Annotated in this window: 24 protein-coding genes and 3 pseudogenes; 15 read left to right on the forward strand and 12 right to left on the reverse strand. The window is 67.7% G+C overall.

The genetic code is table 11. The annotated features are described in order from the left end of the window. The 3 genes and pseudogenes from VET27_RS12515 to VET27_RS12525 form a co-directional block, all read left to right on the forward strand. Positions 1 to 340: pseudogene (locus tag VET27_RS12515) on the forward strand (hypothetical protein); the annotation flags it as partial. 63 nt (positions 341 to 403) lie between these two features. After that, positions 404 to 892 carry an ImmA/IrrE family metallo-endopeptidase gene (locus VET27_RS12520; protein ID WP_526518496.1) on the forward strand — a complete coding sequence of 163 codons (489 nt, stop codon included), beginning with the start codon at positions 404 to 406 and terminating at the stop codon, positions 890 to 892. Continuing rightward, a complete protein-coding gene (locus VET27_RS12525) occupies positions 889 to 2,013 on the forward strand; it encodes a hypothetical protein (protein WP_526518498.1) in 1,125 nt (374 codons plus the stop codon). Before VET27_RS12520 ends, VET27_RS12525 begins: the two co-directional genes overlap by 4 nt. Positions 2,014 to 2,073: 60 nt before the next feature. Here VET27_RS12525 and VET27_RS12530 read toward each other — a convergent pair whose 3' ends face one another. From VET27_RS12530 to VET27_RS12540, 3 genes and pseudogenes are all read right to left on the reverse strand, one after another. Continuing rightward, the gene (locus VET27_RS12530) at positions 2,074 to 2,472 is read right to left on the reverse strand and encodes a transcriptional regulator (RefSeq protein WP_526518500.1); all 399 of its coding nucleotides are present in this window, start codon (positions 2,470 to 2,472) and stop codon (positions 2,074 to 2,076) included. A gap of 566 nt (positions 2,473 to 3,038) precedes the next feature. Beyond that, a complete protein-coding gene (locus tag VET27_RS12535) occupies positions 3,039 to 3,572 on the reverse strand; it encodes a peptidase (RefSeq protein WP_526518502.1) in 534 nt (177 codons plus the stop codon). A gap of 151 nt (positions 3,573 to 3,723) precedes the next feature. Beyond that, positions 3,724 to 3,990: pseudogene (locus VET27_RS12540) on the reverse strand (S26 family signal peptidase); the annotation flags it as partial. An 85-nt stretch (positions 3,991 to 4,075) separates the two neighbouring features. Here VET27_RS12540 and sodN point away from each other — a divergent pair. Then, positions 4,076 to 4,498, forward strand: a complete 423-nt coding sequence (gene sodN, locus VET27_RS12545; protein ID WP_526518504.1) for a superoxide dismutase, Ni — start codon at positions 4,076 to 4,078, stop codon at positions 4,496 to 4,498. An 80-nt stretch (positions 4,499 to 4,578) separates the two neighbouring features. Here the strand turns inward: sodN and VET27_RS12550 are convergent, their stop codons facing one another. Beyond that, positions 4,579 to 4,734 carry a hypothetical protein gene (locus VET27_RS12550; protein WP_526518506.1) on the reverse strand — a complete coding sequence of 52 codons (156 nt, stop codon included), beginning with the start codon at positions 4,732 to 4,734 and terminating at the stop codon, positions 4,579 to 4,581. A gap of 431 nt (positions 4,735 to 5,165) precedes the next feature. On the opposite strand from VET27_RS12550, the gene VET27_RS12555 reads away from it, so the two are divergent. Genes VET27_RS12555 through VET27_RS12565 form a run of 3 tightly spaced genes read left to right on the forward strand, consistent with a single transcriptional unit; the run spans position 5,166 to position 7,441 of the window. Then, the gene (locus VET27_RS12555; protein ID WP_526518508.1) at positions 5,166 to 5,507 is read left to right on the forward strand and encodes a rhodanese-like domain-containing protein; all 342 of its coding nucleotides are present in this window, start codon (positions 5,166 to 5,168) and stop codon (positions 5,505 to 5,507) included. 19 nt (positions 5,508 to 5,526) lie between these two features. Next, positions 5,527 to 6,600, forward strand: coding sequence for a DUF4328 domain-containing protein (locus VET27_RS12560; RefSeq protein WP_526518510.1), 1,074 nt, complete (start codon positions 5,527 to 5,529; stop codon positions 6,598 to 6,600). A gap of 4 nt (positions 6,601 to 6,604) precedes the next feature. Then, entirely contained in the window at positions 6,605 to 7,441 is an 837-nt protein-coding gene (locus VET27_RS12565; RefSeq protein ID WP_526518512.1) for a glycerophosphodiester phosphodiesterase, read from the forward strand. 9 nt (positions 7,442 to 7,450) lie between these two features. Here the strand turns inward: VET27_RS12565 and VET27_RS12570 are convergent, their stop codons facing one another. The 3 genes and pseudogenes from VET27_RS12570 to VET27_RS12580 form a co-directional block, all read right to left on the reverse strand. After that, positions 7,451 to 8,680 carry an LCP family protein gene (locus VET27_RS12570; RefSeq protein ID WP_526518514.1) on the reverse strand — a complete coding sequence of 410 codons (1,230 nt, stop codon included), beginning with the start codon at positions 8,678 to 8,680 and terminating at the stop codon, positions 7,451 to 7,453. Between the two features lie 41 nt (positions 8,681 to 8,721). Beyond that, positions 8,722 to 9,492 carry a CPBP family intramembrane glutamic endopeptidase gene (locus VET27_RS12575; protein WP_526518516.1) on the reverse strand — a complete coding sequence of 257 codons (771 nt, stop codon included), beginning with the start codon at positions 9,490 to 9,492 and terminating at the stop codon, positions 8,722 to 8,724. A gap of 30 nt (positions 9,493 to 9,522) precedes the next feature. Next, a pseudogene (locus VET27_RS12580) lies at positions 9,523 to 10,305 on the reverse strand (DUF2470 domain-containing protein). Positions 10,306 to 10,421: 116 nt separating this feature from the next. On the opposite strand from VET27_RS12580, the gene pheA reads away from it, so the two are divergent. Both pheA and VET27_RS12590 read left to right on the forward strand, forming a co-directional pair. Continuing rightward, positions 10,422 to 11,366 (forward strand): prephenate dehydratase, encoded by a 945-nt coding sequence (gene pheA, locus VET27_RS12585; RefSeq protein ID WP_526518518.1) that lies wholly within the window; start codon positions 10,422 to 10,424, stop codon positions 11,364 to 11,366. After that, positions 11,363 to 12,043, forward strand: coding sequence for a histidine phosphatase family protein (locus VET27_RS12590; protein WP_526518520.1), 681 nt, complete (start codon positions 11,363 to 11,365; stop codon positions 12,041 to 12,043). Before pheA ends, VET27_RS12590 begins: the two co-directional genes overlap by 4 nt. A 6-nt stretch (positions 12,044 to 12,049) precedes the next feature. Here VET27_RS12590 and VET27_RS12595 read toward each other — a convergent pair whose 3' ends face one another. From VET27_RS12595 to VET27_RS12605, 3 genes are all read right to left on the reverse strand, one after another. After that, complete coding sequence (locus tag VET27_RS12595; protein ID WP_526518522.1) at positions 12,050 to 12,241, reverse strand: hypothetical protein; 192 nt, start codon at positions 12,239 to 12,241, stop codon at positions 12,050 to 12,052. 64 nt (positions 12,242 to 12,305) lie between these two features. Continuing rightward, entirely contained in the window at positions 12,306 to 12,656 is a 351-nt protein-coding gene (locus VET27_RS12600) for a metallopeptidase family protein (RefSeq protein ID WP_526518524.1), read from the reverse strand. 9 nt (positions 12,657 to 12,665) lie between these two features. Next, positions 12,666 to 14,087, reverse strand: coding sequence for a septum formation family protein (locus VET27_RS12605; protein ID WP_526518526.1), 1,422 nt, complete (start codon positions 14,085 to 14,087; stop codon positions 12,666 to 12,668). A gap of 147 nt (positions 14,088 to 14,234) precedes the next feature. Here VET27_RS12605 and serS point away from each other — a divergent pair, with 147 nt between their 5' ends. The 3 genes from serS to VET27_RS12620 are packed head-to-tail and all read left to right on the forward strand — an operon-like array spanning position 14,235 to position 17,307. Next, entirely contained in the window at positions 14,235 to 15,488 is a 1,254-nt protein-coding gene (serS, locus tag VET27_RS12610) for a serine--tRNA ligase (RefSeq protein ID WP_526518528.1), read from the forward strand. 11 nt (positions 15,489 to 15,499) lie between these two features. Next, positions 15,500 to 16,306 (forward strand): DUF5718 family protein, encoded by an 807-nt coding sequence (locus tag VET27_RS12615; protein ID WP_526518628.1) that lies wholly within the window; start codon positions 15,500 to 15,502, stop codon positions 16,304 to 16,306. A gap of 8 nt (positions 16,307 to 16,314) precedes the next feature. Further along, positions 16,315 to 17,307, forward strand: a complete 993-nt coding sequence (locus VET27_RS12620; RefSeq protein WP_526518530.1) for an MOSC domain-containing protein — start codon at positions 16,315 to 16,317, stop codon at positions 17,305 to 17,307. Here the strand turns inward: VET27_RS12620 and VET27_RS12625 are convergent. Together VET27_RS12625 and VET27_RS12630 are read right to left on the reverse strand one after the other, a co-directional pair. Beyond that, the gene (locus tag VET27_RS12625; RefSeq protein WP_526518532.1) at positions 17,304 to 17,636 is read right to left on the reverse strand and encodes a hypothetical protein; all 333 of its coding nucleotides are present in this window, start codon (positions 17,634 to 17,636) and stop codon (positions 17,304 to 17,306) included. The two genes, VET27_RS12620 and VET27_RS12625, sit on opposite strands and share 4 nt — an antisense overlap. 63 nt (positions 17,637 to 17,699) lie before the next feature. Beyond that, the gene (locus tag VET27_RS12630; protein ID WP_526518534.1) at positions 17,700 to 19,244 is read right to left on the reverse strand and encodes a Rieske 2Fe-2S domain-containing protein; all 1,545 of its coding nucleotides are present in this window, start codon (positions 19,242 to 19,244) and stop codon (positions 17,700 to 17,702) included. A gap of 128 nt (positions 19,245 to 19,372) precedes the next feature. Between VET27_RS12630 and VET27_RS12635 the strand changes: the two genes are divergently transcribed. The 3 genes from VET27_RS12635 to VET27_RS12645 are packed head-to-tail and all read left to right on the forward strand — an operon-like array spanning position 19,373 to position 21,718. Continuing rightward, on the forward strand, positions 19,373 to 20,152 hold the full coding sequence (locus VET27_RS12635) for a lysophospholipid acyltransferase family protein (protein ID WP_526518536.1): 780 nt from the start codon (positions 19,373 to 19,375) through the stop codon (positions 20,150 to 20,152). A 7-nt stretch (positions 20,153 to 20,159) separates the two neighbouring features. Then, on the forward strand, positions 20,160 to 20,906 hold the full coding sequence (locus VET27_RS12640) for a lysophospholipid acyltransferase family protein (protein WP_526518538.1): 747 nt from the start codon (positions 20,160 to 20,162) through the stop codon (positions 20,904 to 20,906). Then, positions 20,906 to 21,718 (forward strand): Cof-type HAD-IIB family hydrolase, encoded by an 813-nt coding sequence (locus VET27_RS12645; protein ID WP_526518541.1) that lies wholly within the window; start codon positions 20,906 to 20,908, stop codon positions 21,716 to 21,718. The genes VET27_RS12640 and VET27_RS12645 overlap by 1 nt, the downstream gene beginning before the upstream one ends. Positions 21,719 to 21,722: the final 4 nt, after the last annotated feature.

Raw genomic sequence — 21,722 nt, forward strand, 5'->3', positions numbered from 1 at the left:
CGGCGCAGGCGGCGCGGGTGGTCCGGGCATCGCCTCAAGGCCGGGGCCGCCCTCGGCACCGCGGACGTCGGGCAGCCCGCAGAACAAGAGCCAGCCGCCCAAGGCCGGAGCGCAGAACCCGCCCGCGTACGGGGCGAGCAACGGCTCGGTGCCTGCGTCGTACCGTGCCGGGTACGGCGACTACCTGCGCACCGCCGGTGTTGGGCAGATGGCCGCGGTGGCGTTACCGGGCGTCATGGGCATCCTCGTGCTCACCGGTGCCGGTGGCTTAGTGGGGTACCGGCAGGCCCGCGCGGGGCACGCCGTTCGGGTCAACGGCGCGGCGCGCTTCATGGGTTGATCGGAATAGTCGGCTTCAGCGTGGAAGGACGGGGATAGTGGACTCATCGAGAGGGGGTTTTGTATGCCAGCCCGTCGTGTCACACGCGCCGTCAGTGAGGTCCTCGATCTCGCACCGCGACGCGGTGAGGTATCGCTCGCACGTCTCGTGCAATCCGTCGCGGAGGACCGCGGTAGACCGATCGAGCTCAAGATGGCCGAGCTCCCGCCGGGGGTGTGCGGTCAGTGGCGGCAGCACGCCGACCGCGACGTCTTCCTCATCCAGCAGGGACTGCCCGCTGGGGACCGGACCCTGGCCCACGAACTCGGCCACCTGGTGCTCGGCCACGAGGGCATCTCCGTGGTCGAGGCCGCGAGAGACCTGACCGATTTCGCCAGCTCCGACCTCATCGGGTACATGCTCAACCAGCGGACCGGCTGCATGGGCCCCAGCGGTGAGGACCTCGAGCAGGAGGCCGAGGACTTCGCCGCCCTGCTCATCTATCGGCTGGGACGCTTGCCGTCCGATCGCGCGTCCATCGTGCAGGTGCGCCTCGGAGAGGCGTTTGGTTGATCATTTGGGTGATCGCCGGTCTCCTCGGATTGGCAACTGGCCTGCGCATCGGCTGGGCACTCGTCAACAAGCAGTCGCTCGTCAGCGCGGCGATGATCTTGGCGCTGGGCAGCCTCGGAATGGTGGCCGCGCTCAACTGGCAGCCCCTGACGCTGTTGATCGACACGTTGGTCCGGTGGCCGAACGTCTCCACGGTGTTGAGCCAGGTGGCCTTGATCTCCTGTGCCGCCGGCAGTTGCGTGATGATCACGTCGGCGGCCTCCGAACGCAAGCCGACGACGATCCGGCGCATCGCCATGATCCAGTACGGGGTGGCGGCCCTCATCGCGCTGCTGACACTGGCCGCGTTCTTCACCTCACCCCAGCAGCCGGAGATGGCGCCCCAGGAGTACCTGCGGCGCAATCTCGGGTCGGGTGCGATGACGCTGTCGTGGCTCCTGCCGCTGCTCTACGTCATGCTCGCGCTGACACTCGTGGCGTGGGCGGGTGTGCGCCACTCCAACCGCACGCGCCGCGGCCGCGCCCTGTTCGTGTTCACGACCGGCGTCGTGCTGATCGTGCTGGCCACCGCGTTCTTCCTGTTGAGAGCCGTCGGCACCACGAGCTTCATCGGCGTCGGCGCCGCGGCGACGCTGCTGGGATGCGCCATGCTCGTCGTGGCCAGCGGATCATTGTTGCCCAGCGTCGAGGACTGGTTCGGCGCGAGGCGCGAACTGCGGGTCATCCAGCCGCTGCTGGAGGAGTTGAGTCGCAGGCATCCCAACGTCGGAATCGGAGTCCGCCCGCGCGGACCGCTGCTGTTCCGCGTGGCCGAGCAGATGTCGCTGATCTCGGATGCGTTGTACCTGGAGGCCACTCGCGCGCTCGGGGGCGGTGAGGCCGTGGGGTCGACGGAAATGGACTACGACGAGTCGCCAACCGTGCCGCCAGAGGAACAGTCGCTTCGCATCGCTAAGTGGATTCACGCCGGCCGCGGCACCGACCGGGACTCGGCAGATGCCAAGTTCCCGGGTCCACATTGGCTAGGCCAACCGCCGTCGTATTCAGATCGCGAGTGGATCCTCGCCATCGCCAATCAGTATCGGACACTCGAGAACAAAGCCAGCGTTGCGGCGTCCTGACTGAGTCGCTTCGTCTATTCGCGGGACGCCGCAACGCAGTCGGCTCTGTGCCCGACTGGGCTAAACGTCGAGGTGCTCTTGACGACGAAGCTCGTCGACCTTCTGCACGAGGTCCTGCTGGGCCTCCGGGGACAGCCCGACGGTGCGCGCCGCAATACGGCGGATGCCCTCGTCGCGCATGCTGGCCAGCCAGGTCAGCTCCTTGTCGAGCTTCTCGTAGTACTCGTCGTCGGTGAAGTACGCCGGCTTGATGCGGAAGAAGTTGGCAAGCGCGGCCATGGTGGCCAACGATGGGTTGGTGCGGTTGCCTGAACGCAGTTGCGACAGGTACGGCGCCGACATCGTGATGCCCTCGGACTTGAGCGCGGCAATGACCTCGGCCGAGGTGTGCGGGCCGCGTCCCGGCGGGTAAACGGTGTCGAACAGGCGGTTCAGCCTGGCGGAAAAAGTCATGCTCATCGGTCTGTCCTCCACTTAGCGTTACGAGCGGTCATCCTTGGCGTCGTATTTGCTGATCATCGTAGCGAGAGTTCTGCTGACAGCCAAGTGCAAACCGCCGAAAAGTCCGTCATACCCCACGTCACTGCCCATCGCTGTGTCGTCTAGCAGCGATTATCGTCAGCGTGGACGTCGCCGGAGTGCAGCACCGCTAAGCTAATAATAACGCTCGAGTTGTTTTGCCCGGTTCTTCTGGGGCTCGCGCATCCACTCCAACGGCTCCCTTCGTGCCGCCCGGCAATCTGCCAACGGTCCGGGCACGACGACATCGGCAATTTGCTCAAGAAGTGAGATGTCTCGGCGACCGGTAGCTGTCGAGGCTCCTTTCGCGCACGTCAATGAGCGAGCGGAGCGAGCGGACTTGGCGGTGTCCTTCGTGCGGGTGACAGTAGCCAATGGGTAGGTCGCCGGATGTCGACGACGAATCGAGCACGAGCGGGGCATTCGGGGCTGCGCCGTGGGCGTGTCACGACCCCGCGACCCGGGGCGGCCCGATCCTCAGCGGCGCTCGGCGGTGGAGACGACTCTCACGCCGCCAGCAGCATGGCGAGGACGGCGGTATCGGGATGAGTGATCGGGTCGACGCCCACCCGGCTGACCATCGAGGTGATCGTGCCGTCGGACTCTGCTTCCACCCAGGCGGCGCGATGGTCGAGACCGAGGTGCGGCAGGCCGGGGAGTAGCACGCACCCCGACGCCGCACCCACGCATTCCGGCAGTGACGGCATCGTCTCCGACGGCGGGTGCAGCATCAACAAGGCGGGCGGTTGCCGTCGTGCGAAGTAGCCCGGCGGAATGGCCGACTCGCCGACCACGGTGCCCTCGGCCATGACGAGGCCGACCGTGCCCGGCGCGGGCTCGTCGGGGAGTTCCTCACGGACTCCGAAGATCGTCGACGTCGAGAGCAACCCGGGAAGTGAGGCCACCCGGACGGCGACCATCAGCAGCTGTGCCCATTCCTTCGTCGAGTCGGGCCACCGGCCCGAGACGACGAAACCCTTGAGTGATCCACCTGAGTGGAAGGGTGCGACTTCGACGGCTCCATGGGATCCGGTGTCCATCCTCGCCTCCGATCGGTGCGCATTGGTGCCGCCCGACACGGCTGTGGGTCGATTCCGACAGGATGCGGTAGGCACGGGTTAGCACGCAAGAGGACACGACTGCCAGTAATACAATGGATACACGGCTGAGCAGGCCGCCGCGGCCGTCGCGCCGTGCGGAGACCGTCCACACCACGCGGTAGGAGCTCGCGACGGGTACCCAGCCGAACCGTCGAGAGTCAACGACGCCGGGGGCGTGGAGATTGTCGGAACGGGCTTCGAACGTCGCATCGCGACCGGCGCCCCGCACGTCGCCGACGCGCTTTACGAGCCATCGCGAGGGCAGTGTCGGGTCTGCGAACACCCGTACCTGGCCACGTCGAGCACGGCCGAAGCGCAGCGCGAGTAGCCCGTCGCCGGGCCGAAGCGTGGGGCGCATCGAATCCTCCACGACCGCGAATCGGCGCAATGGCGAGCGTCGCGAAGGATGGTTGCCTGCCATGGCATGAGGGTAAGTTAGGCCCATGCTTCTTCGACTCTTCACCAACGCAACCCCCGCCCACGCCCACTGCGACCTGTACTGCGGTGTCTACGACCCAGCCCAGGCCAAGATCGAGGCGCTCTCGTGCCTGAAGACGCTTCAGAAGTTCCACGACTCGGACGACGATCATTTCCGCACCCGTGCCATCCTCATCAAGGAGCAGCGTGCCGAAGAGGTCAAGCATCACCTGATGGTGTTGTGGGCGGACTTCTTCACCAAGGAACACTTCGAGCAGTTCCCGAACCTGCACCAGCTGTTCTGGGATGGCGTTCACGGTGCCGGCGACGTCAAGAAGTCGACTGACGTCGCCGTCGCCGAGAAGCTGCTCGCGACCATCGACGAGATCTCCGACATCTTCTGGCAGACCGAGAAGGCCAAGGGCATGGGGGTCTACCCGCCCGCCTGATTCACGCCGCTCACGACGAAGGCCGGTTCCGCACTTGCGCGGAACCGGCCTTCGTCGTCGAAGCGAACGGAACTAGGGGTTCAGGTCAGAATGATGAGGGCGAGGACACCGAGCAGGACCAGCGCGATCAACCCTGCTCGCAGGCAAGCCATCAGTTGGCTGTGCGTATAGACGTAGGAGGAGGTGTTCCATTCGGAAGGCGGTACGGCCCCGGGCCCCAGCGGATGCGATGCCATCAACAGCTCCTGACCTGCGCGATCAAACCTTGTCCACCGTGAGATGTGTCACAACCAATCGTGGTGATCGCGATCATAGTCCCTTTCTGGATCTGCGAAAAACGGGGTCACGGCGCGAGTCGAGGCGGCGTCGGTGTCGGACCCGGCGGGTCTTGAATGGTTAGGCCCGACGACGCTTTTCGCTCGCCGCCGGGAAACCTGTTGATCACTTGGCGATGCGACCACAGCGTTATCCCCAGTCGGTTCCAGGTAAACGACACATTCACCGGTTCAGAGGCTTTTTCGCAGTTTCGTGCCTGTGGATGAACTCATGGAAACTGTGGATAGGTGGTCGATTGCTGGAGCCGCCGTGCCAGCATGGAGTGCGGGTCCCGTGAGCGGGACGTCGACGGAAGGCCGATGGCAAGCAATGACGACGAGGTGGCTAGGCAGTGAGTGACGGCGAAGTCGGGGAAGCTCAGATCACCGACATCCCCGCGACGTTCGATCAATCAGTGGTGTTGCTCGACGTCCGCGAGGACGACGAGTGGCAGCGCGGCCACGCCGAGGGCGCGCAGCACATCCCGATGGGCGACGTTCCCGCCCGCATCGGAGAGATCGACATGGATGCCACGCTGTACGTGGTGTGTCACGCAGGCGGTCGATCGCAACGGGTGGCGCAGTATCTCGCCCGCAACGGATACGAACCGATCAACGTGGCAGGGGGCATGCTGGCCTGGACGGAGGCCGGACGGACGGTCGTCACCGACGACGGCGCTGCGGGCACGGTCTGACGGACCGTAGGCTGATTGCGTGATCCAGGTCTGTTCACGGTGCGCCACGCGATGGAACGTGCGCGACCGTCAGCGTGTCTGGTGCCCGCGCTGCCAGGGCTCGCTGCTCGCTCCGTCGGCGGAGCCCGAACCCCAGTGGTCGGCCCGGCCCTCCAACGTCTCTCAGCCGGGGGCCGGTGGTGCCCCGCCACGCCTCCCGACCGGTTACTACTGGATCGCGGTGCGGCCAGGAGCAGCGCCGCCGCCCCGCCGTGTGCGTCGCCCACTGGGGCCGACGCCCCGATACTCGGTCATCCCGAGATGGGGTCTTCAGGACCATTTCGACGCGGCCGCGCCGACACAGGAGGTCGAACCGCCGAGGGTGTCGACGCGGATGGTGCAGGCCACGGTGCTGATCACGATGATCGCGCTCGCGTTCGCCGTGGTGGTTCACCTCGCCAACTACGCGCTGTTGCTCTACAACCGCTCGACTCTGCTCAACCCGATCGTCGCGGGGGTGGCGACGTGGGCGGGTGTCGCAGCCAGCGTGTTGGCCTTCTTTGCGTTGATCGCCACCACGGTGGTGCTGACCAACTGGCTGATCGCCCGGCGGGCGGTCGCCTTCGCGCGTCACGAGATGCCGGATCCGCGCCCGGCATGGCAGCTGTGGTTGGGCTGCCTGCTGCCGTTGGTCAATCTCTTCTGGGCGCCGGTGTTCGTGATTGAACTGGCCAGGGTCGAAGGTCGCGTGACGTGGCTGCGCACCCCCATCGTCGTGTGGTGGTGCGCATGGTGGATGAGCTTCCTCGTGTCGGTGTTCGCCTTCGTCACCAGTTTCACGCGTGACGCGCAGGACATCGCCAACAACACGGTCGCCGTCATCATCGCCTACCTGACGGCGCTTGCCGCGCTGTTGTTGGCCGCGAAGATGTACCGCGCCTTCGAGCATCAAGCCGTCGATCGGCCGGTCAAGCGGTGGGTCATCGTCACCGAGGAACCGCGGAGCCATGGGACGGCACCGCAGGACGCCGAACCACGGGACCCCGAGCCACGCGACGCCGAGCCGGAATCGTCGCCTCGAGTTGAGTCCGACCGGGAAGAACCGGCAGCATAGGTTCATGACTTCGGCCGACGGAGCACTCGGCGGCCACCCGTTCGTGGTGGCGCACCGCGGGGCGTCGGCAAAGCGCCCCGAGCACACGATCGCCGCCTACGATCTCGCGCTGCGCGAGGGTGCCGACGGCGTCGAGTGCGACGTGCGCCTGACACGCGACGGCCACTTGGTGTGCGTCCACGATCGGCGCATCGACCGTACGTCGAACGGCACCGGCCTGGTCAGCGAGATGACACTTGCCGAGTTGCGTGAATTGGACTACGGCACTTGGCATTCGAGCTGGCGGGCAGACGGCAGTCACGGTGACACCGGTCTGCTCACCCTCGATGACCTCATCTCGCTGGTCCTCGATTGGCATCGGCCGGTCAAGATCTTCATTGAGACCAAGCATCCCGTGCGCTACGGCGCGTTGGTGGAGAGCAAGGTGCTCGCCCTGCTGCACAGGTACGGCATCGCCTCACCGGCGTCGGCGGACCTGGCCCGTGCGGTCGTGATCTCCTTCTCGGCGGCTGCGGTGTGGCGGATCCGCCGCGCGGCGCCCATGTTGCCCACGGTGCTGCTCGGTGACACGTCCCGGTATCTGGGCGGCAGCGCTGCGACGACCGTCGGCGCCACCGCAGTGGGACCGTCGATCGCCACGCTGCGCGAGCACCCCGAACTCGTCGACCGGGCGGCCGCCCACGGCAGGGCCCTGTACTGCTGGACGGTGGACCACTACGAAGACGTCCGTTACTGCCGCGACGTCGGCGTGGCATGGGTGGCCACGAACCATCCGGGCCGCACCAAGGACTGGCTGCAGCACGGGCTGACGGAGGCGGGGCTCGACCAGCCGGACGGCTAGGGGTTCGCCCTAGGTGCCGCTGGCGTCGAGCACGTCCTGCGGCACCGCGGTATCGGTCGCCAGCGCATGGAAGAGGCGAGTGGCCGCATCGGTGTTCCACAAGACGACGGAACCCGAGTCACCGCTGTTGAACTCGCCGATCGGGACCGTGGTGGTGACCACGGTTCCATGGAGCGCCCACGCCAGTCGGGCCAGATCCCAGACGTGGGCGCCCTCGTCGACGGTCACGGCGCCCGATGCCGCGTGGGTCATCGGATACCAGCGCAGCGGGTTCAGGAAGACTGCAGGGCTGGCGGCGCGGCGCATCAGAGTCGCCATGAACTGCCGCTGGTTGGTCATCCGATCGAGATCGGCGCGGGGCGTCGCCCGCGTCCGGACGTAGCCCAGCGCGCTGCGACCGTCCAGCTTCTGACATCCGGCGGGGAGATCGATGCCCGCCAGCGGGTCGCTGATCGGCTCCGGTGGGCACATCGTGACGCCTCCCACCGCGTCGACCATGACGGCGAACCCGTCGAAGCCGATCTCGGCGTAGTGGTCGAGTCTTAGGCCCGTCGCCTGTTCGACCGTCTGCGCCAGCAGGGGCGCACCATCCAGTGCGAATGCAGCGTTGACCTTGTCCTCGCCGTGCCCGGGTATCGGGAGGTAGGAATCGCGTGGGATGGAGACCATCGTGGTCGGGACGTCCGACCCGAGGCCGGGGACGTGGACCAGCAGAATCGTGTCGGTACGACCGTTGCCGACGTCGCCTCCGGTGGCGAGTTCGGCCTGCTGCTCTTCAGTCAGGTCCTGACGGCTGTCCGACCCCACCAGCAGCCAAGTGGTCCCGCTGCCGGCAGGCGGCCGGTCGGGAAGAGCGGTGAGCGCCGGGATGCGGTGCAGCGAGGTGTCGATCCACAACCCGGTGCCGACGATCGCCAACACGACGACGAGCAGAAGGGCGACCAGGATGCGTCCCCAGCGCCGCTTCCGCTTGGGTTTCGGGGCGCGGGCCTGGGGTGGCGGACTACGCGGAGGTGGAGGGCGGTTCGCGGGTGGGGGTGGTGGTCGGTACCTCGGTGGCGGCGGTGGCGGCGGTCGTGCCGGTACCCGCTGCGGAGCGATCGGCTGGGTGGCATCCGGCGGCCGCACCGGGGGCGGGGGCCGGTGGTTGGGGTCGCGCCGGATGACCTGTGACGGTTCCTGAGGCGGCCGGGGGCGCCGCGGGTCGGGCCCTGGGAAGGGCGGCCGGTACTCGGTCACAGGATGAATGTACGTGCAGGAAGGGGCTCGATCGGCCGCGATCAATCAAGCCAGCCGAGGTGCCCGGCGAGCAGCGCGTAGCCCACGTAGGCGACGGCGTCGATGAGGCCGTGTGCCACGATCAGCGGCCACAGGCGTCCCGTGCGTTGCCACGCGTAGCCGAAGACGAGGCCCATCACCACGTTGCCGACGCCCGCACCGAACCCCTGATACAGGTGGTAGGCGCCCCGCAGCAGGCTGGAGGCCACCAGCACGACGACGGGGGACATGCCGAGTTGTCGCAGCCGCGTCATGAGGAACGCGACGACGATGACCTCCTCGGCCCAGCCGTTCGCGAAGGCCACCGCCAGCAGCAGGGGGATGCGCCACCACGTGTCGCCGAGCTCGGACGGCACGACGGCCACCCCGATGCCCAGGGCCCGACCCGCGACGTAGAGGCCGAGGCCGGGTATGCCGATGAGAGCCGCGAGGCCCAGGCCACCGAGCAGATCCGAACGCCAGCGGAACCGTCCGAGTCCGATGCGACTGGGGCCGAAACCGCTGCGCCACAACAGGTATACGCCTAGCAGTCCCCAGGCGACGAGCTGGACCACCGACGCCAGATTGAGTGCCAGATTGATCAGGTCGATGGGGGAGAGCTTGCGGTTGAGTGCCACCTTCTGGCCGGAGAGGCCGAGGATGACCGCTTCGGTCAGGCTGACGAGGGCCGTGTACGCGGAGAGCCCGAAGGTCACGGCGAGGACGACCGCGACTTCGAGCCGGATGGCCCGTTTGCGTGGATCGGGCATTAGCTCGTCGGTCGGCCCAGTCACGGAGCTACGGTAGCCGCCTGCCGAGGATGGCTAGATGCGACGGGCGCGCACCCCGTTGAGGAAGGGGCACCCCATCAGCATGCGGATGGCCTGGCTGAGTCCCGTGACGTCGTCGACGGGCTTGGTGAACGGCAGCCGCACGTCGTGGTCGCCATCCTCCGACTGGACGCGGAGCTGGACGCCATAGCGGTCGAGCCCGAGCGGGCGCACCCGGCCGCGCCGCAGTGGCGACGGGAGTCGGTTGGCCAGGCGGTCGACCACGTCGCGGTGCGACGACTCGAGATGCTGCAGCCAGCCGGACTCCAGGGCGCAGAAGGGGTCCGGCTGGGCGTCGAGCAGGGTGCCGACGCCGACGGACTCCGCGCCGGTGGAGTCGGCGACCACGACGGAGTCGATCTCGAGGCGAACCAGGGCATACGGGGTGTCGCCGCCGGCCGCCTGCTCGGTGCCGGTATTCACCCGCAGCAGAGCGGCAGTTCGGGCTCTTTGCGGCGATCAGGTCGAGTAGGCCCGCCACTGATCCACACCAGGGAGCGCACCGGTTCGCGCAGCGGCAGCGGCGCGTCGTCGGTCATCTCCAGCACCGCGTGGACGCCGGCCGCGCCCGCGGTCAGGACCATGGCGGCCACCAATCCGTCCGCGGGCACCGTGATGGCGAACGATCCGTCGTCGAGCAGGTGATGCAACGGCGTCGGGGCGGGCTCCAGGCCCTCCATGGCCAGCATGGCGCCCCTGCCACGCGCGCAGGGCGCCACGGATCCGCTCGGCAGTCGTGGGGACCGCTAGGGACGTTCCTGCCGTCGCGTCGATCATCGCGTCCGCCCTTCGTCGAGTGAGGTAACCCTAATTTAGGCTAGCCTCACTGAATCCCGCAAGGCTGAGGCAAATGCCTCCGAGGGCGACCCTGGCCGAGCCGATAGTGTTGAGCCGTGTCACGCGTCGCCTACCTAGGTCCGGAAGGGACCTTCACCGAAGCGGCGTTGTTGCAGATGGCGGCCGGTGGCGTGATACCCGGCGCGTCGGCAGGGGACTCCGAGCTCACCCCACTGCCGTGCGACAGCGCCGAGGGTGCGCTCGCCGCCGTCCGCGCTGGCGCCGCCGACTACGCCTGCGCGCCGATCGAGAACTCGATCGATGGCTCCGTCGTCCCGACGATGGACAGCCTCGCGGTGGGCGCACCGTTGCAGATCTTCGCCGAGCTCACCCTCGACGTCGCCTTCAGCATCGCCGTCCGCGCCGGCACCCAGGCGACGAGCGTCGAGACGATCGCGGCCTTCCCCGTCGCCGCGGCACAGGTGAAGCGGTGGCTGGCCGAACACCTCCCCGACGCACACACGGTGCCCACCACGTCAAACGCCGCCGCCGCTCATGACGTCGCGGAGGGGCGGGCCGATGCGGGCGTCAGCACGGCGCTCGCCGCGCAGCGCCTGGGCCTGGTCACACTGGCCGACGGCGTCGTCGACGAGGCCAACGCCAGAACCAGATTCGTCCTCGTCGGCCGGCCAGCACCGCCTCCGGCCCGCACCGGGACCGACCGCACGTCGGTCGTCCTGCGGCTCGACAACGTTCCGGGCGCGCTGGTCTCGGCGATGACCGAGTTCGCGATCCGTGACATCGACCTCACCCGGATCGAATCCCGGCCCACTCGAATCGAATTGGGTACCTACGTCTTCTTCCTCGACTGCGTCGGGCACATCGATGACGATCCGGTCGCCGAGGCACTTCGGGCGTTGCATCGACGTTGTGCCGATGTGCGGTATCTGGGTTCCTGGTCGATCGGCGCGGCGGACGGTGGTCCCATCGGGGCAAGGCCGCCGGTGACAGACGAGGCCGCCGAATGGCTGGCCGGACTGCGAGAGGGGCGCGCCCGATGACCGGTCGACTGGTACTCGTCCGCCACGGACAGTCGCACGGCAACGTCGCCCGTCGGCTGGACACCCGGCCGCCCGGTGCGGCGCTCACGGAGTTGGGCCACGAGCAGGCGCGGACGTTCGGCCGCGACTGGGAGCACCCCGTAGGGCTGGTCGCGCATTCCACGGCGTTGCGTGCGGCCGAGACGGCGGCGAAGATCGGCGAGCACCTCCGGTTGAGCACCGTGGAGTTGGACGGCATCCACGAGGTTCAGGTCGGCGATCTGGAGAACCGGAACGACGACCAGGCTCACGACGAGTTCAACTCCACCTACCGCCTCTGGCAGGCAAGGGAGCTGGAGATCCCACTCCCCGGCGGTGAGAGCGGCCAGCAGGTGCTCGAACGATACCTGCCGGTGGTGACGCAACTGCGGCTGCGGTACCTCGACGACCATGCGTGGACGGGCGACGTGGTGGTGGTCAGCCACGGCGCCGCGATCCGATTGGTGGGGTCTGTGCTGGCGGGGGTCGACCCCGGCTTCGCACTCGAGCACCATCTCGCCAACACGGAGTGCGTGGTGCTGAGCCCGATCACCGACGGCCGGTGGAGCTGTGTTCAGTGGGCGGCGCTGACGCCTCCGTTCGAACCGGTCGAGCACCCCGACGAGGAAGCTTTGCATCCCGTCGACCCGATGGGCTGAGTCAGCTCAAGACGCTGCCCAGGCGGCGATGGTCTCCGCACACGCGCACCCGACGGCGTCGCAATCGATGCTGAACGCGTGCAAACCGTCGGGGGTGGCGCAGTCATCGGTGCACTCGATGGCGGACGAGGCGTGGTGGACGACGGTGCCATGACAGTGTTCGAGGCCCTCACGGCACTCGCGACACACACCGGTCATGAATCCGTTTCTAGCACCGCCCACCGACGAATCACAGTTGCCGCGCGGGGTTTTGGTGCCCGGGTCACGCCCAGCCGAGTTCGTGGAGCCGCTCGTCGTCGATCCCGAAGTGGTGGGCGATCTCGTGGATCACGGTCACGGTGACCTCGTCGACCACGTCACGGTCGGTCTCGCAGATGTCGAGCAGCGCGTGGCGGTAGATGGTGATGGTGTCCGGCAGCGAACCGAAGTACGTCGAGTCGCGCTCGGTCAGGGCGATGCCCTCGTACAGCCCCAGGAGGTCTGGTTCGTCGGGGTGGCGGTCTTCGACGAGAACGACGACGTTGTCGATCGCCTTGGCAAGCTCGGGCGGGATCTGGTCCAGGGCGTCGGACACCAACTCGTCGAACCGTTGCGGGCTCATCCGAACGGCCATCGGCGGCTACTAAGGCGGGCCGGGCAGCACCGGTGCGGGCGGGGGCGGCACGGCGGCCGGATCGCCTGCTGGCGGCGGCGGTGCTGCGCCGTCCTGCGGCGGCCCCTGACCGTCTGCCGGCGGCCCCGGTGGCGGCGGAGGGCCGTTCAGGAACGTGTTGCCCTGCGGCGGTGGCGTCGCCCCGGAGGAGGTGGGTGCCGACGTGCTCTGGGTCTGCGTCGGCCCGACCTGCTGCTGGCCCGGCAGGTGGTTGGTTCCCTGACTGCTCTGGTCACTTTGATCGCTGAGGTCAATCTGCGACGACACCTGGGACGACGTGTCGACCGGCGGCAGCGGGATCGGCGGCATGTCCAGCCGTTCCTCCGGGATGTCCGGCACGGCGACGGGCGGCTGACCGTTGATCAGCAGCGGCCCCTTGGCGCTGTTGAGGAGGGTCGACCACCCGCCGTTGCCCAGCGTCGCGCCGATGCTGCAGGACACCTGCTTGCTCCCCGCGGTCCAACTTGGCAGCGAGATCGTGCTGTAGATCAGCGTCAGGGTGGTCTTCCGCAGTGCGATCGGTGCCAGGTAGGCGTCGGTCATCTGCGTGCACGAATCCTTGACGAACTGGTCCTGGTCGCCGTCGGGTGGTACCGGACCGGGGAACTTCCCGGCCAGGTTGACCGACCCGGTGACCTCCATGGCGTGCGGCTTCGCACAGTCCACGGGAATGTCCGTCGGCTGGTTGGCGGCCGGGTCGATGCCGAGACACGTTCCGGCGGGCCAGATCTTCGACTGGTCGATGTCGGCGACCTTGCCTGCGAACGCCAGTTGGTGATTGTCCGGGCCGGCCAGTTGAAGGCCGCACAGCATGCGCCGCTCGTCTGCCTGGCGCCACGCCTTGTCACCAGACCAGACCAGGCTGACGCTGAAACGGCCGTTGGGGTCGTACTTCGCGCCGAGGTACTGACGTGCCGCGGCCTGGCACTGTTCCTGGCTGATCTGCTTGATGCGGGCCTCGGATGGCGGCGCGGCGTCGGGGCCGTACTCGGTACCGGGGAACGTCCTCATGTCGATGGTCTCGGCGACCTCGAAGCGGTGCTCGTCCTTGCAGTCGACGATCTGCGCGGCGTCGGGCACCTGCTCGGGCCAGTTCAGGCAGGTACCGCTGACGGCTTGGTCGAAGGTGTCGTTGCCGCGCGGGCCGCCGCCCAGAGCCGTCGAGCCGGCGTTGAGTCCGATCGGAAGCCCGGGGTGTCCGCCACCGGGGAGCGCGGTGATGACACCGGCGATGAGAAGACCACCGAGCGCCGTCAGCAGCAGTGCGCGGCGGGTCGGGGCGGCCTGCAGACTGTGCCACCACACCGGGCGGCCCGGCGGCTTCTCAGCGTCGCCTGCCGCCTGGGTCGTACCCAGTTCAGAGGTGGTGGGTGCATCCAACATCGGGTCCATTGTGACAGGCGCGCCAAGCCTCGTGACAAGAGATGCAGTTGTAACGTTATGTGGTTGTGCCCCGGCGCCCGTGTTTGCCGGTGAATCCGTCGTCATTCCCAAGCCCGGGTGCCCCGCGACCGACGGGCCGAACGTAGGGTTTTCCTCGTGATCGACCTCAAGCTGCTGCGTGACGATCCCGCCCGGGTCCGTGCGTCGCAACGGGCGCGGGGCGAGGACCCCGCCCTCGTCGACGTGCTGCTGGATGCCGATGCGACGAGGCGTTCCGCGATCTCCACGGCCGACGGTCTGCGGGCCGAGCAGAAGGCGGCGAGCAGGAGCGTCGCCGCGGCGTCCGCCGACGAACGGCCCGCCCTGCTGGCTCGTGCCAAGGAACTCGCAGAGGGCGTCAAGGCCGCCGAAACGGAGCAGGCCGCGGCCGAGTCTACGTTCACGGCGGCGCACATGGCGATCTCGAACGTCGTCATCGAGGGTGTCCCGGCAGGAGGAGAGGACGACTTCGTGGTGCTCGACGTCGTGGGCGAGCCGCCCGCGATCGACGACCCCAAGGACCATCTCGAGATCGGCGAGTCGCTCGGGCTGATCGACATGCAGCGCGGCGCCAAGGTGTCCGGCTCACGCTTCTACTTCCTCACCGGTTTCGGCGCGCTGCTGCAACTGGGCCTGATGCAACTCGCCGTCAAGCTCGCGACCGAGAACGGCGCCACCCTCCTCATCCCGCCCGTGCTGGTGCGTCCCGAGGTGATGTCCGGCACCGGGTTCCTCGGTGCGCACGCCGACGAGGTCTACAAACTCGAGGCCGACGACATGTACCTGGTCGGCACGTCGGAGGTGCCGCTGGCCGGTTACCACGCCGACGAGATCATCGACCTGTCCGACGGGCCGCGATTCTATGCAGGGTGGTCGTCGTGCTTCCGGCGCGAGGCGGGCAGCTACGGGAAGGACACCCGCGGCATCATCCGCGTGCACCAGTTCGACAAGATCGAGGCCTTCGTCTACTGCAAGCCGGAGGACGCCGAGGCCGAGCACCAGCGACTGCTGGGCCTCGAGCGTCAGATGCTCGCGCAGATCGAGGTGCCCTATCGGGTGATCGACACGGCGGCAGGCGACTTGGGCTCGTCGGCGGCCCGCAAGTTCGACTGCGAGGCCTGGGTCCCCACGCAGGGGACATACCGGGAGTTGACGTCGACGTCGAACTGCACCACGTTTCAGGCGCGACGCCTGTCCACCCGCTACCGCGACGACAACGGCAAGCCGCAGATCGCGGCGACGCTCAACGGCACGTTGGCCACGACGCGTTGGCTGGTCGCCATCCTGGAGAATCACCAGCAACCGGACGGCAGCGTCCGGGTCCCGGAGGCACTAGTGCCCTACGTCGGAAGGTCGGTGCTCGAACCGTGACGGAACCCACGATGATCGAACTCGACGACGACGCGCTGCGGACGTGGTTCGGCTTCGGCGTGGCAGGCAACTTCGCCGGCCACCTCGAGCAGGCCGGCGAGGCCGCCGATTTCGTCAACGTGACCAGCGAGGGAACAGCACCGAAGGGCATCTTCCCCTGGTACGCACCGGGTTCGGATACGTTCCTCGGCGAGTTCCCGCTGTCGCACGACTCGATCCTGCTCCCCGACAGCGACACCCCGCTCAATCTGCAGATCGAGCCGGAGGTCGGACTGGCCTGTCACGTGACCTGGCAGGGGGACACCGTGGTGTCGCTGCAACCGTTCGCGCTCGGTGCGTTCAACGACTGCTCGATCCGACGTCCCAACGCCCCGAAGATCAGCCACAAGAAGAACTGGGGCGCGGCGTCCAAGGGCGTGGCGGCGCAGTTCTTCGACATCGGCGATCTGACGCCCGACGGGCCCACGTCGACGTTGCGGCTGGTGTGCCACCTGCGCACCGCCGACGGCGAGGAACGTGACTACGGCGTGGACAGTCCGCTGCTCGGATACTCCTACTACGGCGAAGTCCTGCTTGACTGGATCACCGAGCGTCTGGCCAACCAGAAGGGTTCGGCCGAGACCCCACTCGAGGACGTCGGGGCGCTGATGGTCGCGGCCGGGCATCCGTCCAACGTGTTGATCGGCATCGGCGCGACGCGCTACACCGAACTCGGTGAATCGACCTTTCTGCTGCCCGGTGACGAGGCGATCGTGCGCGTGTACGACACCGCGTCCGACGCTTTCTCCGAACTGCGCCAAGTGGTTTCGTCCCGCTAGGAGGTCCGATGGCTGGCGTTGCGGTATCCCAACTGTGGCGGTTCCCGGTTAAGTCGATGGGTGGACACCGGGTCGATGCGGCGCGCGTCGACCGACGCGGTGTGCATGCCGACCGGCTGTGGGCGGTCCGCGACGTGGAGAACGACGTCACCGCTTCGGCGCGGCGCCTGCCCAAGCTGCTCGGCTGTTCGGCCGCCTACGTCACCGAGCCGGCGGCCGACGCGGGCCCCGGCAACGTGCCCGAGGTCACGATCACCTTCCCCGACGGCGTCGAGTGCTCCAGTTCGGACCCCGCGGTGCACCGGTTGCTCTCCGAGTTCGTTGGCCGCGAGGTTCGGTTGACCGCGCTGCCACCGCTGGACGACACCAGCAGGCACCGCCTGTCGCTGCAGCAGTCCAAGGCCAACTTCTCGGCGGCGGAGGTGCGCCGCGACTTCGGTCTGTCTGAGTCCGAGGCCCTGCCCGATACCACGATGTTCACGGCCAAGCAGATCCTGACACTGGCGCGGTTCTCCACGCCGCCAGGCACTTTCGTCGATCTTGGGCCCCTTCACCTGATGAGCTCGACGAGTCTGACGTCTCTGTCGGCGAGCGACGAACCGTATGACGTGCGACGGTTCCGGCCCAACGTCCTCGTCGACGTCGATCAACCCGACGGAGAGTTTCCCGAGTCGGCGTGGGTGGGCGGCGACGTCGAGATCGGCTCGGCCACACTGCGCGTCACGATCCCGACGATCCGCTGCGTCGTGCCCACCAGGCCGCAGCCCGGCATCGACCTAGACCGTGGACTCACGCGCCGGCTGGTCGTCCGCACCGATCGCTTCCTCGGGGTGTACGCCGACGTGGCGCGACCCGGTCTGCTACGTGTCGGCGACACGGTGTCGATCGAGACCGCTGCGCCACCGAGTTCCAGCCGGCGGGTGTTGACGGCGGCGAGCAAGGCCGCGACACGTCAGGTGCAGCGACTGCTCGAGGCAACCGTGCTGCGCGCGAGGGGCTAATCGCCCAGCAACTCGTCGAGGACGGCGATGAACTCCTTGGCCCGCAATGGCGTGAAGGCAGGACTGGGGCGGGTGCCGGCGACGTCGAGGGTCACCAGCGTCGACTTGATCGGGCGCCAGATGTCCAGCGGGAGCCAGCGGCGCAGATCCGAACTGCCCCAGATCCGAAAGCGGTTGAGCACCAGGCCCAGCGACTCCGCCCGGTATCCGCGCACCGTCCGCAGCGGGATGACCTTCGAGGTACCCGACGGAAAGTGGTAGCGGCGCAACGTGATCGCCTGACGGTCCAGCTGAATCAGGCCGTCGTCGTACGTCGGGTGCGTGTTCATGGCCCGACTCCCGCTAGCTCCGGTCCTCGCTCGTTCCTCACTCGCGATCGTCTTCGGGCTGGCTCACGCCTTGGCGCTCCTGAGCTCGTGCCCCTTGGACGTCAGGCACCGGCCGTTGGTCAGATTCCACGACCAGCCGTGCAGGTTGCACGTCAACGTCGTGCCGTCGATGACGCCGAACTTCGACAGGTCGGCCTTGAGGTGCGGGCACCGGCGCTGGATCTCCCAGCCGTCCAACGTGATCGACGCAGAGTCGTCGTGGGCTTCGGCGAACCAACCGTCCGCATAAGCGATGCGCTCGTCGGTCAGGCACTTGAAGAACGTGTACAGATACTCGTTGTAGCCACCCACGCGCCACGCCTTGAAGCGCGTCGAGAGGAAGATCGTGTTGACCCAATCCGGCTCGTCATCGCGCAGCACCGTGCGAACCAACTCGGGGGCGATCTCGAAGCCGTAGCGGAACTTCTCGTCCGAAATCGCCTCGCGCACAACCCGTTTCGGGAAGTCCAGCACTACCGTTTCCGGGCCCATCCGGAGTGCGACGGGGTAGCCGATGCCGTCGCAGATCTGGTCGCTCTGCGACATGATCGGCTCGAACTTGGCTCGTAGCGGTTCCAGCAGTGATTCGCCTGCGGCGGGGGCCCAGGTGGCCTTTTCGGCGGCCAGCATCGGAGCCATCCGCTGCGCGTACTCCTCGATGTAGGCGGCCTTGCCGGTCGTGAAGATCGTCTCCGGGTCGGCGAGCGGGTGGGTGCGCGAATTCAGCTGCGAGCCGGTGAGATCCGCTGCGGAGCCGGGGATCATCAACAGGCCGCCGTCGCGTCCGTGGGTGCGCATCTGGTCGAGGAAGACGACCTGGTCGGGAAAGATGTTGGCCCGGTCGCCGTGGTCGTCGTTGAGGTCGCGGAGCGCAGGATCGAGAAAGCACGGCGGGCCGGCCGACGGGACCACCCAGGTGGCGTCGACCTGCGCGATGTACTGCCGGCAGCGGTCCATCTGACGCTGGCGCTTCTGGATGCCGAACGCCTCCTTGGCCCGGTCGGGCATGTCGTAGACCATCGGGTACCAGATCGCACCGGAGTACTGCAGCATGTGCACATCGACGTGCCCGAAAGCCGACTCCAGCACTTCAAGATCAACGGGGCGCGAATCGTTCATGTTGAACGCGACCGTTTCTCCGTCCGAGACCACCAGTCCGGAATCACCGATGGGTCCGTCGACCGGTGCGCGCAGCGCGATGATCATCACGTCGAGATCACCCTTCGGCCCGGTGACGCGGTGCTTCACCGAGTTGGTGGTCTCGAAGAACCGGTGGAAGCCAAGTGCCTCCAGCGCGCGGCGCAGGTCGGGCACCGGGTAGTCCGGCAGCAGGACGACGGCGTCCTTGTTGACGTGGGCCGACAGAAGCGCCGGATCGAAGTGGTCCTTGTGCAGATGGCTGACGTAGAGGTAGTCGCAGTCGCCCAAGCCGTCCCAGTCCAACTGACTGTTGTCCGGGAAGGGAAACCACGACGCGAAGTAGGCGGGGTTGACCCACGGATCGCAGAGGATGCTCCCGGCGGTGGTGTCGATCCGGAAGCCTGCATGTCCGACACTTGTGACCTGCACGTATTGCCTTCCCTGCGGGGTATGCGCCGGATCGATCCTACCCGGGGCGCGCGGGTCCACTCGTACGGCGCTCCTCGAGCGCGACCTTTCCATCCGGTCCGCGAGGTGGCAGCACTAGGCTAGCGGTCGTGGAGCCGGTTTACGGAACTATCATCAACCTCGCCCGCTGTGTGTTTCGGCTGCAGGGGCTGACGTTCACCGTCGCCGGTGTGGAGAACCTACCCGTCACGGGCGGTGCCGTCATTGCGATCAACCACACCAGCTACTTCGACTTCACCTTCGCGGGACTGCCCGCCTTCAAGCAGGGCCGCGGCCGCAAGGTGCGCTTCATGGCCAAGCGCGAAGTCTTCGACAGCAAGATCACCGGTCCCATCATGCGCAGCCTGCGCCACATTCCGGTGGACCGCGACAGCGGCGCGGCCTCCTTCGCCGAGGCCTGCCAGAAGCTCAAGGAAGGCGAGTTCGTCGGCGTCTACCCCGAGGCGACGATCAGCAGAAGCTTCGAGATCAAGGAGTTCAAGTCGGGTGCCGCGCGCATGGCGATTGCCGCGGACGTGCCGATCGTCCCGCACATCGTATGGGGGGCCCAGCGCATCTGGACCAAGGGGCATCCGCGAAAGATGCTGCGGCCCAAGGTGCCCATCTCCGTGACGGTCGGTGAGCCCATCATGCCCACGTTGCCTGCGGCCGAGTTGACGGCGCTGCTGCACTCGCGCATGCAGCACCTCCTCGAGCGGGCTCAGGTCGCCTACGGGCAGCACCCGGCAGGCGAGTTCTGGGTGCCGCGCCGGATCGGCGGCGGTGCACCGACGCTCGCAGAAGCCGATCGGATGGACGCCGAGGAGGCTGCCGAGAAGGCCAGGCGCCGGATGGCATCACGATCCGAACCGGACGAGTCCTCGGGGTAGTGGTGGCATGGAACCGGTCTTCCGAGCGCTGGAGATCGCGGCCAGGACGGTGGTGCGAGCCACCGGCACGCAGATCACCTACCGGGGCCTGGACAACATCCCAGCCGCCGGCGGCGCGGTGATCGCCATCAACCACACCGGTTATCTCGACTTCCTCCCCGCCGCACTCGCCGCGATGTTCCGTGGGCGGCGCCTGCGCTTCATGATCAAGGCCGAGATGCAGAGGGTGAAGGCCGTCGACTTCCTGATCAGGCACACGAAGACCATCCCGGTGGACCGGCGGGCGGGCGCCGACGCCCGTGCCGTGGCCGTCGCGCGACTACGCGAAGGCGAGATCGTCGGCGTGTACCCCGAGGCCACCATCAGCCGGAGCTTCGAGCTGAAGGAGTTCAAGACCGGGGCTTCGCGGATGGCGCTGGAGGCGCAGGTGCCGACCGTTCCCCTCGTCGTCTGGGGCGCCCATCGCATCTGGACCAAGGACCACCCGAAGAACCTGGGCCGCAAGAAGATTCCGATCACCGTCGCGGTGGGCGCAGCCCTGCCGCCGACCGGCACCGCGGTGGAGTTGACGGACGAGCTCCGCGCGGAGATGACCGAACTGCTTCACGTGGTTCAGCAGTCCTACGATCACCCACGGGGCGCCTACTGGGTGCCCCGCTGGCTCGGCGGCAGTGCCCCGACCATGGAAGAGGCCAGGGCACGCGAAGAAGCCGAACTCGCCGAACGCGCCCGCAACGAGTCGGAGAACCACTAGTGCTGCCCACCCTCATCGCCACCGACGTCGACGGCACCCTGCTCGACGAAGACGAGCTCGTCACACCCCGCACCAAGGCCGCCGTCCTGGCCGCCGTCGACGCGGGCACGCAGTTCGTACTCGCGACGGGACGGCCACCCCGCTGGATCGCCCCGGTCGTGGACGCCCTCGGCTTCGCGCCCATGGCGGTGTGCGCGAACGGTGCCGTGGTGTACGACTCGGCCACCGATCGCATCCTGTCCGCCCAGACGCTGTCCGTCGAGGTGCTCGCTCAGCTGGCCGAGGTGGCGACGCGCGTCATTCCCGGGGCCGGACTCGCGGTGGAGCGCGTCGGCCGGAGTGCGCACGACGCCGCGACCCCGCAGTTCCTGAGCTCACCCGGATACGAGCACGCCTGGCTCAATCCCGACAACACCGAGGTGTCGCTCGAGGACGTGCTGGGTGCGCCTGCGGTCAAGCTGTTGATCCGCAAGGCCGGCGCACGGAGTGCCGACATGGCGGCCGCGCTGGCCCCACACGTCGGCATCGAGGGTGACCTGACCTACTCGACGAACAACGGTCTGATCGAGGTGGTGCCGCTCGGCGTGAGCAAGGCGACCGGTGTCGACGAGGTCGCCAGACCGCTGGGCATTACGGCCGGGGACGTCGTCGCCTTCGGAGACATGCCCAACGACATCCCGATGCTGCTCTGGGCCGGTCTCGGGGTGGCGATGGGCAATGCACACCCCGAGGCGAAGGCAGCGGCCGACGAGGTCACGACGCCCAACTCGGACGACGGGCTGGCGCGCGTCCTCGAACGCTGGTGGCTCTAGTTTC

Origin of the sequence: Mycobacterium sp. (assembly GCF_035633495.1) — a bacterium.
In the GTDB taxonomy this organism is placed as follows: Bacteria; Actinomycetota; Actinomycetes; order Mycobacteriales; family Mycobacteriaceae; genus Mycobacterium.